The sequence below is a fragment of the Bacteroides sp. Marseille-P8574 genome, assembly GCF_902825465.1.
In the GTDB taxonomy this organism is placed as follows: Bacteria; Bacteroidota; Bacteroidia; order Bacteroidales; family Bacteroidaceae; genus Bacteroides; species Bacteroides uniformis.
This window is the reverse complement of the sequence record NZ_CADEBE010000002.1, coordinates 1,635,456-1,654,310: the sequence shown is the minus strand read 5'-3', so window position 1 is coordinate 1,654,310 and position 18,855 is coordinate 1,635,456. Positions and strand designations below refer to the sequence as shown.

General features: G+C 44.9%; 14 protein-coding genes. 5 read left to right on the top strand and 9 right to left on the bottom strand.

The window, feature by feature from the left end; genetic code table 11:
• Positions 1–60 precede the first annotated feature (60 nt).
• The 3 genes from ispF to HUX74_RS19545 are packed head-to-tail and all read left to right on the top strand — an operon-like array spanning position 61 to position 2,666.
• Complete coding sequence (ispF, locus tag HUX74_RS19555) at positions 61–540, top strand: 2-C-methyl-D-erythritol 2,4-cyclodiphosphate synthase (RefSeq protein WP_057259122.1); 480 nt, start codon at positions 61–63, stop codon at positions 538–540.
• A gap of 31 nt (positions 541–571) precedes the next feature.
• Positions 572–1,588, top strand: a complete 1,017-nt coding sequence (locus HUX74_RS19550) for a metallophosphoesterase family protein (protein WP_174647263.1) — start codon at positions 572–574, stop codon at positions 1,586–1,588.
• 22 nt (positions 1,589–1,610) lie between these two features.
• Entirely contained in the window at positions 1,611–2,666 is a 1,056-nt protein-coding gene (locus HUX74_RS19545; protein ID WP_174647262.1) for a Gfo/Idh/MocA family oxidoreductase, read from the top strand.
• Between the two features lie 11 nt (positions 2,667–2,677).
• Here HUX74_RS19545 and HUX74_RS19540 read toward each other — a convergent pair whose 3' ends face one another.
• Together HUX74_RS19540 and HUX74_RS19535 are read right to left on the bottom strand one after the other, a co-directional pair.
• Positions 2,678–3,538, bottom strand: coding sequence for a hypothetical protein (locus HUX74_RS19540; RefSeq protein WP_061411225.1), 861 nt, complete (start codon positions 3,536–3,538; stop codon positions 2,678–2,680).
• Positions 3,539–3,605: 67 nt separating this feature from the next.
• Positions 3,606–4,661 (bottom strand): porin, encoded by a 1,056-nt coding sequence (locus HUX74_RS19535; protein ID WP_254592899.1) that lies wholly within the window; start codon positions 4,659–4,661, stop codon positions 3,606–3,608.
• Positions 4,662–4,947: 286 nt separating this feature from the next.
• Here HUX74_RS19535 and HUX74_RS19530 point away from each other — a divergent pair, with 286 nt between their 5' ends.
• Both HUX74_RS19530 and HUX74_RS20880 read left to right on the top strand, forming a co-directional pair.
• Positions 4,948–7,227: an exo-alpha-sialidase gene (locus HUX74_RS19530; protein ID WP_254592898.1), complete on the top strand. Its 2,280-nt coding sequence runs from the start codon at positions 4,948–4,950 to the stop codon at positions 7,225–7,227.
• Between the two features lie 253 nt (positions 7,228–7,480).
• Complete coding sequence (locus HUX74_RS20880; protein WP_254592897.1) at positions 7,481–7,780, top strand: hypothetical protein; 300 nt, start codon at positions 7,481–7,483, stop codon at positions 7,778–7,780.
• 243 nt (positions 7,781–8,023) lie between these two features.
• Here HUX74_RS20880 and HUX74_RS20875 read toward each other — a convergent pair whose 3' ends face one another.
• The 7 genes from HUX74_RS20875 to HUX74_RS19495 form a co-directional block, all read right to left on the bottom strand.
• On the bottom strand, positions 8,024–8,461 hold the full coding sequence (locus HUX74_RS20875; RefSeq protein WP_254592896.1) for a hypothetical protein: 438 nt from the start codon (positions 8,459–8,461) through the stop codon (positions 8,024–8,026).
• Positions 8,436–8,690: a transposase gene (locus tag HUX74_RS20870; RefSeq protein ID WP_226791225.1), complete on the bottom strand. Its 255-nt coding sequence runs from the start codon at positions 8,688–8,690 to the stop codon at positions 8,436–8,438. The genes HUX74_RS20875 and HUX74_RS20870 overlap by 26 nt, the downstream gene beginning before the upstream one ends.
• A gap of 79 nt (positions 8,691–8,769) precedes the next feature.
• Complete coding sequence (tnpB, locus tag HUX74_RS19515; protein ID WP_174647259.1) at positions 8,770–9,009, bottom strand: IS66 family insertion sequence element accessory protein TnpB; 240 nt, start codon at positions 9,007–9,009, stop codon at positions 8,770–8,772.
• Between the two features lie 286 nt (positions 9,010–9,295).
• Complete coding sequence (locus HUX74_RS19510) at positions 9,296–13,252, bottom strand: hybrid sensor histidine kinase/response regulator transcription factor (RefSeq protein WP_174647258.1); 3,957 nt, start codon at positions 13,250–13,252, stop codon at positions 9,296–9,298.
• 246 nt (positions 13,253–13,498) lie between these two features.
• Positions 13,499–14,743: a glycoside hydrolase family 76 protein gene (locus tag HUX74_RS19505; protein ID WP_174647257.1), complete on the bottom strand. Its 1,245-nt coding sequence runs from the start codon at positions 14,741–14,743 to the stop codon at positions 13,499–13,501.
• 8 nt (positions 14,744–14,751) lie between these two features.
• Positions 14,752–15,891, bottom strand: coding sequence for an aldose epimerase family protein (locus HUX74_RS19500; RefSeq protein WP_138344894.1), 1,140 nt, complete (start codon positions 15,889–15,891; stop codon positions 14,752–14,754).
• 129 nt (positions 15,892–16,020) lie between these two features.
• Positions 16,021–18,531: a glutaminase domain-containing protein gene (locus HUX74_RS19495; RefSeq protein ID WP_174647256.1), complete on the bottom strand. Its 2,511-nt coding sequence runs from the start codon at positions 18,529–18,531 to the stop codon at positions 16,021–16,023.
• Positions 18,532–18,855 lie beyond the last annotated feature (324 nt).

The window sequence follows — 18,855 nt, the reverse complement described above, 5'->3', positions numbered from 1 at the left end:
TTTTTTCTTGTTACCTCGCTTTTTTTCCGTACTTTCGTGTCAACTTAAAGAAGCAACGATATGAAGATACGTGTAGGTTTTGGCTTTGATGTCCATCAACTGGTGGCAGGGCGCGAACTTTGGCTGGGCGGCATCCGCCTGGAACATGAAAAGGGATTGTTGGGGCACTCGGATGCGGACGTGCTCATCCATACTATCTGTGACGCATTGCTGGGAGCGGCGAATATGCGTGACATCGGCTATCATTTTCCTGATACTGCCGGTGAGTTTAAGAACATAGACAGTAAGATTCTGCTAAAGAAAACAATAGAATTGATAGCTACCAAAGGCTATTCGGTAGGTAACATTGATGCCACCATCTGCGCTGAGCGGCCTAAGTTGAAGACCTATATTCCCGAAATGCAGCGTACGCTTGCCGCGGTGATGGGAATAGATGAGGATGCCATCTCCATCAAGGCCACCACCACGGAGAAACTCGGCTTTACGGGCAGGGAGGAAGGTATATCCGCCTATGCCACTGTATTGATAGTAAAGGAATAATAATATCAACTCAATTTAATCATCCACTTATATGAAGAAAATCTCCTTGGCCTTTTGTCTGACACTTTTATCCTCCTTGTTCTGCCCGGCACAAGTATCGCCTTTGCAGTTCAACAAGAACGGAGAGTTTAAAATCGTCCAGTTTACAGACATCCACTTCAAGTATGGCAATCCGGCTTCGGATATTGCTTTGAAGCGTATTGGCGAGGTGCTTGATGCTGAGTGCCCCGATTTAGTAGTCTTTACCGGCGATGTGGTTTATGCCGCACCTGCCGATACAGCCATGCGCAAGGTGCTTTCCTATGCTACGGACCGTAAGATTCCTTTTGTCGTAACCTTTGGCAACCACGACAACGAGCAGGGAAAAACACGTGCTGAGCTTTATGACGTTATCCGTTCCATGCCTTTCAATATCCAGCCCGACCGTGGCGGAGTAGAATCTCCCGACTATGTCCTCACACTGAAATCCTCGGACGGCAAGAAGGATGCAGCCCTGCTTTACTGTCTGGATTCCCATTCCTACTCCAAACTACCCGACGTAAAGGGGTACGACTGGCTTACTTTCGACCAGGTGAACTGGTACCGCCAGCAGAGTGCCACTTATAAAGCAAAGAACGGTGGGCAACCTTTGCCTGCACTAGCATTTTTCCATATTCCTTTGCCGGAATATAACGAAGCCGCTTCCGACGAGAACGCCATACTGATAGGTACCCGCATGGAAAAGGCTTGCGCTCCGGAACTGAATACGGGCATGTTCACTGCCATGAAAGAGGCTGGTGATGTGATGGGTATGTTTGTCGGGCACGATCATGACAACGATTATGCCGTAATGTGGAAAGGTATCCTGCTGGCTTACGGCCGTTTCACCGGTGGTAATACCGAGTACAACCATTTGTCCAACGGTGCACGTGTCATTTTGATGAAGGAAGGTGCCCGTACTTTCACCACCTGGATTCGTCTGAAAGGTGGCGAAATTATTGATAAGACGGTCTACCCCGACAGCTATATGAAGGACGATTGGCGTAAGCGTCCGTTGGTGACGGAATAATGGTGAACTTAAAAAGAACGATATGGACAAGATAAGGACCGGATTAGCCGCTTACGGAATGTCGGGACGTGTTTTCCATGCCCCCTTTATCTCCACTAACCCTCATTTTGAATTGACTGCCGTTACGGAGCGCAGTAAGGAACTCTCCCGGGAGAAGTATCCCGACGCTTGTATTGTGCGGAGTTTTGAGGAACTTATCGAAGTGGAAGAGCTGGATTTGGTTGTCATCAACACGCCGGACAGCACTCATTATGAGTATGCCCGCCGCGCCCTCGAAGCAGGTAAGCATGTGGTTGTGGAGAAGCCTTTCACCACCACCGTGGCAGAAGCTGAGGAACTTGTGGCATTTGCCGCAAGCCGGGGGCTGACCTTGAGCGTTTACCAGAACCGCCGGTGGGACTGCGATTTCCTGACAGTTAAGCAAATACTGTCCAAAGGCTTGCTGGGGCATCTGGTGGAGTTTGAATCCACCTTCCCCCGTTATCGTAATTTTATCAAGCCGAATACTTGGAAGGAAACCGGACAAGATGGGGGCGGCTTGACCTATAACCTGGGTGCCCACGTCATAGACCAGGCTGTGCAGCTGTTCGGTATGCCCGAAGCCGTCTTTGCAGATATTGCCACGTTGCGCAAGGACAGCAAGGTAGACGACTATTTCATCATCCATTTGCTACGTCCCTCAAAGGCGCCCGAAGTGAAGATAACGCTGAAATCCAGCTATCTGATGTGTGCGAGCGAACCCCGTTTCGTCCTCCACGGTAGGGAAGGTTCTTACGTGAAATATGGTTTCGACCCGCAGGAAGCCGCCTTGACCGAGGGCGTATTGCCCGGCACTTCGCACTGGGGCGAGGAGGACAAATCCTCTTGGGGACTGCTTTATACGGAAAAAGACGGTAGAATTGTTTATGAACCCTATCCAAGTCTTCCCGGTGATTATGCAGTTTTTTATGAGAATATTTATCGGCATATCCACCACGGCGAACCTTTGCAGAGCGATGCCCGCGAGGTGGTCGGAGTCATCCGCTTGATTGAGGCAGCCTGGGAAAGCAGCCGTATGCAGCGTGTGGTTCGTATCTGATAGAAAATCTTTTACCCGGTAGGGACGTGTAACTTTACATGTGTCAATCGGGTGTATTTCGTACTTCCTATTATATAGGTACGCGCGATGCGTGCCGATGCTATCTTCATTACTTCTCCCATCTGGTAGGCATGTTCCACGGCGGGCAGCTGGCATGATTTCCGGCTTGCCGTGCGTGCATTCAGCCGGATGCTGACGAAGTTGCCGATGGAGTCTTTCAGTTTCAACACTTGGCGTACATAGAAATAAGGAGTGGTCCCTTTGAGCTGCGTCTTGTAGGGGTTGTCTTCCAGTCGCACGCTGAGTACGGTCAGTGTCAGGTTCTCCACTTTTTCCCCTTCCTTCCCCAGGAAACGTCCGCCGGTGGTTTGGTACGTTTTTCTTCGTTGTATGTCGAGGTGGACTGAATGGTAAATCTTGGCAATCTGTACGAAACGTTCCTGCTTGGGGATGCGTGGCTGGAATTTGAAGGCTATCCACGTAAGATAGGCTGGGTCTATACGGAGAATTTCGTGCAGGAAATGTCCGTGGTATTTGCCTATGGAGATAATGTCGTCCCCTTTGCTCTGCATTCTTTTGGCATTGTACTCCACAAGCAGCAGGCTGCGCGGTGAGTAGAAGCATAGCGTGCTTGCCATCCGCAGCGTTTCGTGAATGTCGGTGGAAAGGTCGCAAATGTAGAAGATGGACTGTCTCCCGGGCAGTGGAGAGTAAATCCACAAAGTATATTGGAGATACTCAGGCCGGGGCAGTACGATAAGATAGGCGCCTACTTCCTTATAAGAGGCTCTCCCTTGATTGTATGCATTCAGTTTACTATACAATAAGTCTTGTTCAGTCTGCGGTATACCGGGTATGATTGGATTTGCCATAGCTCGGAATAATTTATTCCAAATATACATTTTTGGAATGAAAGAAACAAGGGGAAGCCAAGAAATATCAGAAGCGTATCATCAATTCCAATACTACTTTGTCTTGTTCCGACTCCTTCGCTATGCTGTTTTTGGCATAGAAGTATTTCTCGTAATTCAACCGGAGGTCTGTGCGGAATGCTTTGCTGAGGCTGAAGGTGATGCCGCCCGTTAGGCGTTGGCGTTTGTAGTCGGTCACCGTCAATCTGCCGGTTTCTTCATCGGCGGTTTTGGCGTCGCTCTGGTCGGTCATCATGTCGTAGCGCAGCAGGAAAGACATTTTGTTGAATACTTTCCGTAACGGCAGATCGTAGTTGATGAAGGTGTTGACAGCGTGTACATCTTTGAAAGCGTTGTCGGAATATTGCTTGTACAAATATTCGCCTTCGATATGGAAACGGCCGGTTTCATAGTAGGCACCGATGTCGTAGGATTGCATACGTACTTCTTCCGGCTGGATGCTCTGCACGCTCAGTGTTAGGTTCAGTCCTTTGGTGAAGAGAAATTGGGCTTTGGCGGAGTAGTTCACTTCCTTGTGCCATTCTTTCTGGTTAGTCAGTCCGGAACCGTTGAAAAGTCCTCCTTCCACAGTGATAGGTACACCGGTAGGCAGGGTATATCCTACTGTGAACCCCACGTCCCGTACATTGCCCACTTGCTTGGCGATGAACGAGCGGTTGGGGAAGTATTGCTGGTGCGGTGAGCGGTGGGCGTCGATGGTGAAGGGGACGCGCATTTGTCCGGTGGTGACTGTCAGTCCTTTTGTCGGGAAAAGCCGGGCGTAGGCATCCAGCATCTTGATTTGACCTTCGTCGGAGAGGTCTATCTCGGCTTTGTAGGCTACGCTAGGCAATACGTTACCCGTCACGCTGATGCGGGCATTGCGTACTTCGAAACGTCCTGCACCCATGGTGGTCTGATATTCGTATTTGGCGCGGATGGTTCCGTGGACTTCCGGTAGGTAGTCTTTGGTTTCCATCTTCTCCTTTTCAATCTTTTTTCCGTCCTCGTTGATGGAGGGCGTTTGGGCAATTGCGGCCAGCGGCAGCAGGGCAATTAGTACTGTCAATGCACTTTTTTTCATAATCTGTTGTTGTCGAATGATTTGTCGATGACAAAGTTCGGACATGCGTGTTGTGTTTTTGTGTCATATATGTTGCATTGTTGTTACAAAAACTGTTAGAGAGAAGAACTGTGATAGGTGCCGTTTTAATCTTTTTATGGCTTGATTTAGTTTCTTGCTTTTATTAAAACGTTGGTTGTTAGGATTATATGTGCACTGTAGCAAAAGTTTCAGTCTGAAATATCAATGAAATATTCCTATCTTTGAAGAAAATATCAAGAACGTTTGTTTTAGAACTCTGATGCTTATGAAAAGACAGTTGTTTTTAGCAGGAATAAGTTTGATGCTGGGCGGCATGCCGATGCTTGCTCAAGATATATCTCCGGTGAATTCCGTTTCTTACGAATGGAAGAGTGTACCGATAGTGGGAGGAGGCTTTGTGGACGGTATTGTTTTTCACCCAGAAGCTCCCGGTGTCCGTTATTGCCGCACCGATATGGGAGGAGCCTACCGGTGGGACGCTGCTTCCAACCAGTGGACGCCCTTGCTGGACTGGATAAGTCTGGATGAAAGCAATCTGCAGGGGGTGGAGAGCATTGCCATCGACCCGCAGAATCCGCAGAACGTGTATATTGCCTGCGGTACGTATACCAGTAGCTCCAATGGGGCCATACTTTGTTCTTATGATGGCGGCAGAACCTTTGCCCGTATCGATGTGCCCTTTACGATGGGCGGCAACGAGAACGGGCGTGGTAATGGGGAACGGATGATGGTGGACCCGCAGAATGGGAATATCATTTATATGGGAACCCGTTTGCATGGTTTGTGGCGCAGTATGGATAAGGGGCAGAGCTGGGCACGGGTGGTGTCTTTCCCGGATGTCTCCGAGAAGTTCAATCCTGCCGACCGTGCTGCATGGGGGAATCGCGGTAGTGGCATTGTCTGCATAGTCTACGATGTACAAGGTACTCAAGATGGGCGTGGTACCCGTGACATTTATGTGGCGGCTTCATTGATGGGAAGGGAAAATCTGTTCGTGAGCCACGACTATGGTGAAAGCTGGCAGCCGGTTGAGGGGCAGCCGGTGCAGTATCGCCCCACGCATATGGTCTTGACCGGTGACGGGCAATTGATTCTGACGTATGGGGATACTCCCGGTCCAAGCCAGATGGGGGATGGAGGTGTGTGGAAATACGATATCCGTAAAGGCAAATGGACAGACATTTCTCCCGTCAGACTGCCAGGTGGCGAAAAGGCAGGATTTGGCTATGCAGCCGTATCTGTAGATTCTCGTAATCCGAAGCATCTGATTGCCAGTACACACAGTCTAGGGGGCAAGCACGGTTATAAAAGTGATGAGATGTTCCGTACGACTGACGGTGGCAAGAGCTGGAAACCGATTTTCAAGACGGGATATGAGTATGATTATTCCAAAGCTCCCTATACAAAGGTAACGCCCCTACACTGGATGTTCGACATAGAGATAGACCCTACCGACGCTGAACATGCCATGTTTACCACCGGTTTCGGCGGTTGGGAAACTTTCAACCTCTCTGCCGTGGAACGTGGGGAACCGGTGAAATGGAGTATCATGTCTGCCGGTATCGAAGAGACCGTGCCTCTCGAACTCTATGCTCCCGAAAAAGGGGCGCGTCTGATTTCCGGTATCGGTGATTATGGTGGCTTTACGCATTTCGACCTCAATCGGCCCGATTCGTTGGGCAGCCATGCCAATCCTCATTTCGGAAATACGAATGGAGTGACGGGTGCCTGGCTGAAGCAGGATTTGATAGTCAGAGTTGGTACACTGTTCGGCCATCAGCCGGGTGCAAAGACCATTTCATATTCAGAAGATGGGGGCAGGCACTGGACTATGTGTGCCACTGTTCCGACGGAAAAGTCTCGTAATGGGCATATCGCCGTGGCAGCAGACGGCTCTTCTTGGATTTGGACACCCGACCGCTCGGAGGCTTATCTGACCCGTGATAAGGGGGCTTCTTGGCTATCTTGCCGTGGTTTGCCTAAGAATATCCGCGTCATTGCAGACAAGGTGAACCCCCAACGTTTTTATGCTGTAGATGCTGTGGCCGAAATATTGTATAGCAGCGAGGATGGTGGGGCGACTTTTCATGCCGACACATTGAATTTAACTGTTAAACGGTTCCAACGGGGTAATGCCGGTGCCGCCGTACGAAGAGGAGATCCGCGTGGAGGACAAGACCGTATCTACGCTACTCCCGGTCATGAAAAAGATTTGTGGATTGCAGCTTATGATGGTTTGTACCGCTCTGCTGCTTCAGAAAAATTTGATTTCCGTGCTTTGGATAAGGTACGTACCATCTATGCTTTTGGTTTCGGCAAGGCAAAGCCAGGCAATGATTATCCTGCCATCTATCTGATAGGCGTAGTTAACGGGCAATACGGTTTCTTCCGTTCTGACGATGCGGCGAACTCTTGGGTACGTATCAACGATGATGCCCATCAATATGGCCTGGTATTGCATATCTGCGGTGACATGCAGGAATATGGGCGGGTCTATATAGGGACACATGGTCGGGGAATTGTGACGGGAGTACCTGCGTCATAACTTTTCCATGTAGTCTTCATAACATCTCCGTATCTACTTCTCATCTAGTCCGTACATCTTCCGCCTCTATAGGAGCGGAGATGATACGGACTTTTAGGCTTTTATAATAGCTGTATAGGAACTTACTTTATTTAAGCAAAATATTATTCGTTTATTAATGTTTTATATATTGCATATCAATCTTCCCTTCATTTCTTAATAAATGTTGGCTAATGTTTTATGATGGTATTGCATAACCTTAAATGAAAACCTAATGATACATTTATATAGATATATTATTTTAATAATTAGCCTTTGCACTACCCAAATAGTTTCCGCATACGGATTGAGATTTCGTGGCGCAGCCAGCCCTATTGACGAAAGAACATCCTATGATGTGTTTGCCCACAGTTGTTCCTCTTTCAAAGACTACTTTGACTTGGAGTTCAACATGGCGTTGTATTCTACCGAGAGTATCGGCTATGTGTTGCGGGTTAAGGGAGCTGACGAAGGACAGATTTTCAATCTTTTCTTTGATTTTTGTGGCGATGATATCTTGTTCCGTCTGAACTAGGAGGGGAAGTGCGTGTTGATAGCCTTGCCTGTCAGTAAGGCGGAGGCATTGGTTCAAGGTGAAGATAGCTTTCAATCTGAAGCAGGATGAGATTACTCTCAAAATTCACAATCAAGAAAAGGTATGTAAGGGTATGCTGTTCTCTGATGAGTCCAGTCCGAAAATCGTGTTCGGTAAGAGTTACCACATCATTGACGTTTCGGAGATAGCTGTTGACAAATTGGTTGTGAATGCCGAGCATACTTACACATTTCCCTTGGATGAGGCAGACGGAGAATCTGTCTGTAAAAGGACCTCAGCGAGCATGGAAGCTCCGGGCATACCTTTATATATGGGTGTCAGTGGCATGGGAGCGGTTATTACAGCCTTTTCTCCGTTATCAACGGCCTCCATTTCATTCTTCAGGGCGTATGTGAGACGTACTGTGTCTTTCACATAGAGGTAGCCGGGTTTCATCTCAAGGGTCCTGGTATGTTCCTCGCCTATCTTGACGTATCTGCTTAAATCGACATTCTCCGGTTCGATGACGACTGTTACAATCGGGAAGGTTATCCATGGCGACCCGGTTACGGTGTGGCGTTTTATTGGTGGCCTGGGACTGGGGGGACGGTAATTTGTTCTGTCGCCCTGCTCCGGGTCTCTTCGATTGCTGCCTCTATCTGTTCCAGGTCGCATAGTCAAAAGGGAGCTTCGGGGCTCCGTTATCGGCAGGTTTGCATTTCTCACTCATCTTTCCAAACATCTTTCTCTTCAGCCATGCCAGGGAGGCGTTCAACTCAACGATCGTACCCCGGAGTTCTTCTATGGTCCTTACCTGGGCTGAGATGATCTCACTCTGTTTGCGGTTGATATCCAGCAGCTGTTCCATTGAGTATTCCACAGCTTGTCCGATTGCATCTTCTTTTGCCATTCAATATCTTTTTTGATGATATAAAGATAGCGAAAAGCTACAAGAAAAACAAGCCTTCAAGCTGTTTGTTTACAACCGTTTACCAATACTTTTTCAAATTGGAAAGCCGTCTCTGCCTGCCTTTACTGACATCTTCATTGATGCCTTCCACCATAACGATCAGGTCACTCCAGGTCGTGGGGTAAGAATGGGTGGTAGGATCATAGGCGGGTATCTTGAAGGTGCCTTCTTCAAGCAGCTTTTCATAAAGGACCAGACCTCCCAGTTCGGCATGGAGCAATTTTATCTTGGTCCGGAAACGGTTGTAGAAAATGAACACGTCTCCACTTCACTCTGTTGCTAACGGAAAAGAACGAAGATAAATTTTTCTCTGCTCATCATGTGTTTACGTCGCTGCATCATAGACATTATTTTTTGCAGCAAAAGTAAGGAGGAAAATGAAAGTAGAAGGTGTTATTATTCAAGTACTTACGATGAAAGCAAATTCAATCATTGTTGGTCCTTCGTCAATTTAGGTATGAAAATCATATCAAACTTTTGATTCTTAATTCTGTCATAAAGTCATAAAAATGTGGTTATTTTTTCCTTGATGTAACCTGTGATTACTATGATACCTCTTTATTATTCTGAAAATCTTTGGGAAGTACGCCAAACTTAGCTTTGAAGCATTTGGCGAAATAAGATGAGGAACAGAATCCTGTTTGCTCAAAGATTTCCGTTATGCGGTATCCTTCTTTTAACAACTCGGCGGCCCTATTCAACCTGCAATTCTTCAAGTATTCGTTGGGAGACATACCTGTAAGAGCCTTAAGCTTCCTGTAGAAATTAGAACGGCTCATGTTCATTATCGCAGTCAAAGAATCTATTGAGAAGTTTTCGTCTGACAACTGGTTGCTAATGTTTTCTTTCAGCATTTTAAGAAATTCCATATCTTTATTGGAGAAGAAAGCTTCTGTTTGATGTAAATTATTTTCTATGTTAGCCAACGGTTGTATACGTTTCTGCAAGGAACGGCGTAGCCTCAGCAAGTTCCTTATTTGCATACATAATTGCAATATCGTGAACGGTTTTTCCACATACGCATCCGCTCCGTGGCAAAAGCCTTCGGTCTTCGACTCAGGCAATGTCTTTGCCGTAAGCAAGATGACGGGAATATGCGAATATTCTATGTTGTCCTTAACCCTCTGACATAATTCCAATCCATCCATGACAGGCATCATCACATCGCTTACTATAATGTCCACATCGTGATTGTCTATTATTTTAAGAGCTTGTTCCCCGTTCTTTGCCTTCAGTATCTTAAACCACTTCTTCAAATTTGCCGATTCCATTTTCAGCAAGTCCGGATTGTCTTCAACCAGCAGGACTATGTGGTTCTGTTGCAGCAGTACGTCATCATCGGAAATAGCTTCTTTATCATTCATCATTGCAGAATCTGATAGGACTTCAAGCCTTTCATCTTCTGGTATCAGTTCGTTTTTGTATAAAGGCAGTGATAAAACAAATGTTGTTCCACCCTGCTCGTTGTCCTGCACATAGAGTTTCCCATGATGGTTTTCCGCCAACGTACGCGCATAAGCAAGCCCTATGCCTGTGCCGGGCTGGTGCTTTTCCCCTTTCGACTGATAGAAGACCTGAAATACCTTCTCTTTTTCTTGGTTGTCTATGCCCGGTCCGTCATCGGCAACATAGATATTGACATAATCGCCATCAACATTCGATGATAACACGACACTCTTTTCCGCATATTTCATGGCATTGCTAAGGAGATTTACCAGTATTTTCCTTATTTTATCCTTATCGACCCGTATTTCGTGCTGGAAATCTGCGCCCACATCGTTCTGTAGATTGATGTTCTTTATTTCCGCTATCCCTATAAACTGTTCATAAGTCACTTTGATAAGTGAACCTATATCGGTGGTTTCAAAATTAAGTTTCATTTCCCCCGATTCAATCTTCTGAAAATCGAGCAGCTCATTTGTCACCCCAATCAAATAGTTTACGTTCCTGCTCATTACTGAAAGATACTCTCTCTCCTTGCTGTTGACCGCAGAGTCTTTCATCAAGTTGTCCAGCGGAAGTTTAATCAACGTGAGCGGAGTCTTTATTTCGTGTATCAAGTTTATGAAGAAATTGATTTTGTTTTTGTACAATTCCCTTTCCTTCTCTTCCTTGAACCTTTCCATGCGCAAGTTGTACCTTTTCTTGAGGTGCCTGTCTCGCTTAATCAACAAATACGTCAGCATGGATATTGTCAAAATAGAATAAGCGCAATATGCCCATACTGATAAATACCAGGGTGGAGTAATGATGATTTGCAGCTTGGCAACCTTGTCGTTCCATACTTGGTCGTTATTCGAGCCTTTCACGTACAAGCAATACTTTCCGGGAGCGAGGTTGGTGTACGTTACGGAGTTGCTCTTCGTCTGATTCATCCACGATTTGTCCAGCCCCTCCATTTTATATGAAAACAAATTCTTTTCAGGCTCCACATAACTTAAAGATGCAAAATGCACAGTGAAGCTATTGTACGAATGTGGTATTCTTATTTTCCCAGACAAATATAAAGGTTTATCATTACCGATTATCTTTTCTTTTTCGGCATTTTCCTTGACTTTTAAGAAATTAATGTCAGTGATGTAAACAGGAGGAATAAATTTGTTTTGCTTGAAATTCAATGGATTAAACACGTTGAATCCATTGCTTCCACCAAACATCAAAGTTCCGTTTTTTGTGGTGTACGATGCACTTTCGCAGAAGAAATTCCTCTGCAATCCATCCAATGATGTGAAATGGGTATGATTTAAGCTGTCGTTCGTATTGAGACAACACAATCCAGAATTGGTGGAAAGCCACAACTTTCCTTCCATGTCCTGCTCCATGGAGTTCACCACTATATTTGAATGCAACCCATGTCCCCTGCCATATTCCCCGATAAAGCCATCCTTATCATAGTCAAACAAGCAAAGCCCGTTTCCGTTCGTACTTAATATGAGTTTACCTTCCTTGTCCTCGAAGATTTTTATTACAGAATTATTAGGCAAGGAATAAGGATTTTCCGGATTATGTTTGTAGTATCTCCATGTTTGGGTGTTAAGGTTGTGCCTGTACACTCCTCCGTTATCTGTGGCAAACCAGATATTATTTTTGCCATCCTCATATATATCGGCTATAGCCATCATAGCTCCCAAGATTGTTTCAGTCCTGAAGTTATCGTGTTTTTTGTCATAATAGCACACGCCCCAATTGGTGCCTATTATGATGTCTCCACCTTTAGTCCTTAATATCTTTTTTATATTATTGCTGGTGATGGTGTTTGGTGAGTTAAATGAACTAACGTAGTGCTTTGTTTTCCCAGTTGTAAGGTCCATAACAATCACTCCGTCCGACAATGTTCCTATCCACAATTCATTATTATTCCTGCATAGCGAGCGTATGTCATATTTCAGGTTCGTCCCTGAAGGGGATTCTTCCAGTAGATTTTTCTCTATGTCGTATTTGTACAATCCATTCTGCGAACCTACTAATATAGTGTTGTCCTCCATGCCTTGACAGAAAGCATTTACCATGTAGTTACCTGGTATGTTGTGATTGTAGAATCGCTTATTTCTAGGGCTTATGTGCATCACCCCCGAATGTTCTGTTAGCACCCATATCCCCCCCTCATTGTCTTTTACCAATTCGTTTATGTCCAGATTATAAATGCTCACTTTCTCTGAATATTCAAATTCAGAAATCGCCTCATCGTGGGGAGTGAATATATACAATCCTTTGTTTGTCCCTAACAGCAGTTCTTCGTTACCGAGCGGAATGATGCATTTTACAGACTTGAAGGTCGCATTTTCCAGTTTATGATGCACAATATCTCCCGATTGCGGATAAAACTCAAACAAGTCGTTTGTGTCGCCTCCTCCTATCCAGAGCGAATTTTTCCCTTTGCAGATGAACCTGTTCGTTAGCAAAGGAGTCTCAAGGTTCAGGCGATTTTCCGAGAAATTGTAAGCGTCTGCAAGCTTACCGTTGAGGTCAAAGTGTAAGAACTGTTCCTGCAAGGTGGTCAAATATAAATCTTTCCCATCGGTATATACGTCCAAGATGAACGAGTAGTGTGAATTGTACTGTTCAAGCACATCACTGTCAACATTGTACACGAAATATCCCTGTCCCATTGTGGCGACAAGTATTTTATTGCTGTCCAATTGTACGATTTTACTTACCTCGCTGCTTATGGAAACGCTGTATCTGGTTATTTTGTCGAACTTCTCAAGGGTGCCGATTCTGTCATAAACGTATACCCCGTAGTCAGTGCCCATCCATATCCTGCCTAATTTGTCTTCAAAGAGGGAGTGTATAGAAACGTTTCCTAAGTTGTTATCCGAAATCTTCAGTGGAATGTTCCTTTTACCATCGAAACAGCACAAACCGTTTCTTGTACCTATCCACACGAAACCAAACTTGTCTTGCAAGAGGCACTTTGTCGAATTATGCGGCAGTCCGTCTTTGTCTTGATAAATATTTATTATGTAGTTCTTGTAATCCTGCGCATTCAGACTAGATACCACGCAACAAAACAAAAATATGACCATTAATACGTTTTCCGTTCGTCTTCCAATAGTGTTTGTATGGTATTTTATGTGCATAATACTAAGAATGTTTTTAAGGCACTGTCATTGTATTTTATTTACACCAGCAAAGTTATAAAAATATTCATTAAAAAACAGGTAAGATTGCAAATCTATTTTAAAGGATTTGCAATTTTACCTGTTTACTTCTACCTTATAAAAGTACCCTGTATTTCGCTATCGGCTTTATTTGCCGAACAGCAACATTAGTGCCGGAATGCCTGATGCAGAGTAACTGTCTATCGTATCGGTAGGGTTCACCTTCACATCATATTCCCCACCGCAGATGTTCCTTTGTTCATCCCTATTGTTCCATCCTATGTTTATGGTGTGTTTCAAGAATGGCAGGTATTGCGATTGCCCACAATCGTAAACCAGCATGGCCATGTATTGTGCGAATATTGCCGTGTAAATGCCCTGTTCTATCCCATTCTCAAAAGGAAGTATCCCTTTTGGGGCCGACATGGTCTTTATGGAATAGTCGGCAACGAGTATGGCGTTATCTAAATACGACTTCTCATCGGTGGCTTGATACAGAAGTACCGATGCTCCTATGAAAGTAGCTTGGTTGTAGATGTGTGCCTTCCAATTGGGCGAGTCGCTTGTGCCGTGCTTGCTATCAGCTACCCTTCCGGTTTTGGCATCCAGTAAATTTTCTGTTCCCCATGCGTATATTTCTTTGGCTTTCTCCAAATATTGTGCTTTGGTTTGGTAGAGAGGTCTCTTTACATCTGCCTTTGGCTCTTGCCTGTCATCTGGCACGCAGTTGTAAAGAGTCATGGCTGCCACTACCGTTGGAAAGTTTATGCACGCCATTTTCCCATCGCGCTCACTGTCGTTGGGCTTAGGGTTTCTTATAGGATGCCATTGCCAGAACATCCCGCTTCTCTTAGGGTCATAAGACCCTGTATCGCCAACCTTTTCGGAACCGTACCATACTCGGCTGAAACTGGCTTCCGATAAGTCAAGGTACTCTTTTTCGCCAAACAGTTGATATGCACGCGCCAAGGTTATTGTCCACCACTGTATGTCATCGTATATGAACCAGCCCGTATTCTCATTGTTGTCATGGAAGTCGAAACCGGCATAATGTTTCTTGTTGCCTTCGAAGATTCTGCGGTTCAATTTCAACAAGTTTTCTTTCCTTTTGCTGTTCTTGGTCTTGCAGGCAAGTTTGTATGCATTCATGGCCATGTCCCAATAGATAGGCTGGCACCAGATGGCTGCCGCTCCGTTCCACCGGTCTTTGGCTTCAGAGTATGATGTGTTGGTCTTATATATGTATTTATTTTCATCAAGCAGACACTGGTTAAAGCCATCGTAAGCCTGCCATATTTCTTTTATCGCTTTGTCTTCCTGGCAAGAAGAAAAAGCAAACGTATAAATGCCCGCTATAAAGCCCAGTAAAATTAGCCTCTTTCCTTTTTTCATGTCAAATGTTATTTGTTCACTGAGAATTTGAATATCGTGTTGCTGTTGTATTTTTCTCCCGGGCGTAAGATGCACGACGGCCATTCGGGTTTGTTTGGAGTATCTGGATATTTTTGTGTTTCAAGACATACGGCAGCACGGCAGTTATACTTAATCCCTTTCTTGCCGATTTGTGTTCCGTCCAGGAAATTGCCCGTGTAAACTTGTATTCCAGGTTCATTGGTAAACACCTCCAGTTTTATTCCACTTTCTGTAGATTCCAGTGATGCGCACGCCGTGTTCAAATTGCCCTCGGTGTCAAGTATCCAGTTATGGTCTATCCCGTGTCCGTTCTTCAGTTGTTCGCACTCCTCGATCAGCTTGTCGCCCAGCCTTACTGGTTTTCTGAAGTCGAAGGGTGTTCCCTCCACAGGCAAAATTTCTCCAGTCGTCATAAATGTGCTGTCTATAGGAGTGTAGTTACTGGCGTTTACCATCATCAGATAGTCACTGTTACCCTTCTCCGGTTTTCCGTCAAGATTGAAGTAAGAGTGGTTTGTCATGTTTATGATAGTAGGCTTGTCAGTCTCGGCTTCGTAATTTATGTTTATGGCGTTGTCGTTCGTCAGAGTCATTGATACGGTACATGTCACGTTTCCCGGAAATCCCTCTTCCATGTCTTTCGCGAGATATGAGAGTTTGATTTCATTGTCCGAAACCTTCATGACATCATATATCACGTATTGGAAGCCTTTAAATCCGCCATGCAGACAGTGACCGTAGTTGTTTTGTGGCAACTGGTATTTCACTCCGTCCAAAGAAAACTGTCCGTTACCGATTCTGTTGGCATACCTGCCTATGCTTGCTCCAAAATCAGAGGGATAATCTATGTAATCTTTTATGGATTCAAATCCCAAAACTACATCGCGCATATTTCCGTCCTTGTCCGGAACCATTATAGAAACGATACGTCCACCAAAGTTGGTGACACATACTTCCATGTCGTTTTTATTTTTGAGTGTGTATAACCCTGTATTTTTACCATCCACTACGGCTTTGAAGTTTTCGGGTTGCAGTCCCGAAGCCGTCATTTGTAATTCTTCCTTTTTGTTGCCTGTGCAAGCCATTAATGCCCCCAAAACGAACACGGATAATACTGATGATTTCATAATGATAAGAGTTTGAAAATTAGATACAGCACTTTGGCTAGAAGTTTGAAGTCCAGCCAGAGTGCCGTAAATGATGCGTTAATTATTGTTATCCTGTGAATCTTTTTATCTCAAATATACTAATTTCTTTTACTTATTTTCAAGCATCTTGTCCATCAAAACCTTCATCCAATATCCTCCTATTACCGAACGTGCACGGAAGCCAACCCACAATCCGCCTTCGGTGTGGTGCCAATCGCTGATAGGCACTCGTGTAGCGGTTTCGTCAATATATTTATAGATAGGATTTGAGAATTTCTGGAAAGTGTCCATGTCTGAAGCCATGGCGGCGGTCCACATTACCCAGTCGGACTTTGTGTATTCCTTGCGGCTGTCCAGTGGAAGGCCGAATTCGTTCTGTTTGGTCAGGTAATAGTTTATTTCTTTTTCTATCACATTGTTAGGAAATAATTTAAGTCCCCACATCTTGTCCCATACCATATTGTATTTCTGGCTCCAAGTATCCTTGCGGTCGAAAGCAAGGCGATAGTGGTCGCCCTCTCGGGCCATTTCCTCCCATTTCACAGCCATCTTCTTAGCAATTTCGGCATATTCCTTGGCTACTTTGTTCATACTCAGCATTTTTGCCATTTCGCTATAAGCGGCCACTCCCATGATAGCTTTCACTGCAAGATTGGCGTTATGTGCCCAGTGTCCTGCAAAATCATCCGTGCAAAGTTGGTTCTCGGGGTCTTGTCCGTATTCCACCAAATAGTCAGTCCATATAGTAAGTAGGTCCCAATATTTTTTGGCATAGTTTGCATTGCCTTCAGCCTTTGCAATTGCAGCAGTAAGTATCACCATGTTTCCACTTTCCTCTATCGGCATATCACCTCCATAGACTTGTCCGTTGGCGATAGGATATGTACCAAGGTCGTGTGCGGCAAACGGTTTATTCCATCTTCCTGATGCACTGTATTCGAAAATACTAGTCATCATGGCCTTTTGCAGCTCGGGATTGTATGCCAGAAATAGCGGCGCCGACGGGTAAGTAAGGTCCACTGTGTTAATACATCCGTTACTGTTGTTTTCTTTAGAGAAAAACATCAAGTTTCCCTCCTTGTCGGTGAACAGCTTGTGTGCCGTTATGACCTGCCTGTAAGAGGCGGCACATATTTCGGCATATTTCTTGCCTCCCGCCTTCTCGGCATCGTTCATTATCATGGCATCGAAGTCTCGGCATCGTTCCATAACGTTGTTATAATTGTCTCTTGCGCGCTCAAAAGCATCGAAGATTGTAACTTTCCCGCCGTGCCTCCAGTATGCCATGTGGCGTTCGTACATATATTCTATGGAATAAACATCATCGTAACCCAGCATCATGAACCCGCTCTTTCCTTTGACAGATACATTGCCCAGATCATCACAGTATGCCATTGCCGGCATCTTGTCGGCTTTTCTGGTTATTACTTCCCCTTTCGACGGAAGTAGTTCTCCTTCCTTGGCAAACGAAGCTTTCATGGCATTGTAGTCGCCCAAGCTTACGGTGATGTTTGCATTACTGTTTCCGACCATGTACGCATATCCCCAGTCTATACATATCAGGTCTCCTTTCCTTTCTGTGACAGGTTGGTCAATGCTTCCTGCTTGAATGTAATTCATTCCGTTGTGCTTTATCACCTGTGCCTTGGTGGGCTGTGTCATTTCGTTTATGCTCAACTGTGGTGTGGTTTCTATGTACACTTGTACATCGTGTTCCTTCTTGTCAATGGACTTTGCCTGATATGATATGTAGTTGATAGGAGTAGAAATCAAATCCAAATCGTCAATCATCACCGGAGCAGTGAATACAATGTCAAGTTCTACCGGACCGCATGCAAACGTGTAATAAGTCTGTGTGGGCAATACATCTACCGATTTCTGCACTGCTAAGTTCTCGAAAGCTGCTGCATCGTCGGCTGGAGTGAAAATGCCGAAATCCACATAAGCCCCGCCCGTGGTGTTGTGACAGTGCGCTGCAATCACGTTCTTTCCGTTACGCAGTTTTTTCTTTGTCTCGCTTGTAAGTTCCAGCAGTACGTTGTTTTTCCAAGTATATCCGGTTGACACCAGCCTTTCACCGTTAAGGTAAAGCTCGAAAACATCATCGTGCGAATACTTTATATATATCGGAGCTTTTTCATCCACATCATTCAGTGTAAATTCGCGTCTCACCCAGATGTCTTCGGTTTCCCATTTGGTTCTTGCTACCGGTTGATCGTTTGTGCCGAATGCCCCTTTTCCTTTTTTCCATCCTGAAGCAGAGTAATCTATGTTCGTCCAATTTCCATCGGGCTGTTGGAATATGTAGTCGCCTTCCCAAGCTTCGCTTCCGGCCATGGGCAGCAAAGCCTGCAAATTTTGTTTTCCCATAAAACGATATACCTTGCCATCTACGCGAACTGCCCCTATCAACGATTTTTCATCGTTGGTCCAGTGCTTGGTCACACCTTCGTTCAAGTTATCGTATGGCGACCATATAGAAAAATATGGGTCTGATGTAATTAATGGCACAGAAGGCAAACGCAAATCTGTCTTTTGTACAGGGGTAAACAAGTCAGTAGCATTAATCTGACAAAAAGCCGTCAGCATTAGCATGGTTAATGTTGTACTTTTCTTCATAATTATCTTCTTTAAACTAATGACAATAAACTTAATTCTTATATATGCAATACCTATTTTCGTCAGGTTGATATGCCTGATTCCTCGACAATGCAAATGTAGCCATCGCACGACTCGCTCATAAATAAAGGTTAATCAAAAAAAAGTAATTTCTATTCAAAATGTGTTCATATATTCCTTGTAGATGTTTTTGTAGTGTATCTTAATTTGTCAATGCGTGCGCCAAAATCTATATAGCCGCGATTATTTATGTGAGTGTCGGCATTCATAGAAGAGTTATTATCACAAGAAAAGCCCTTCTTTGAAAATAACACAAAAAAAGAA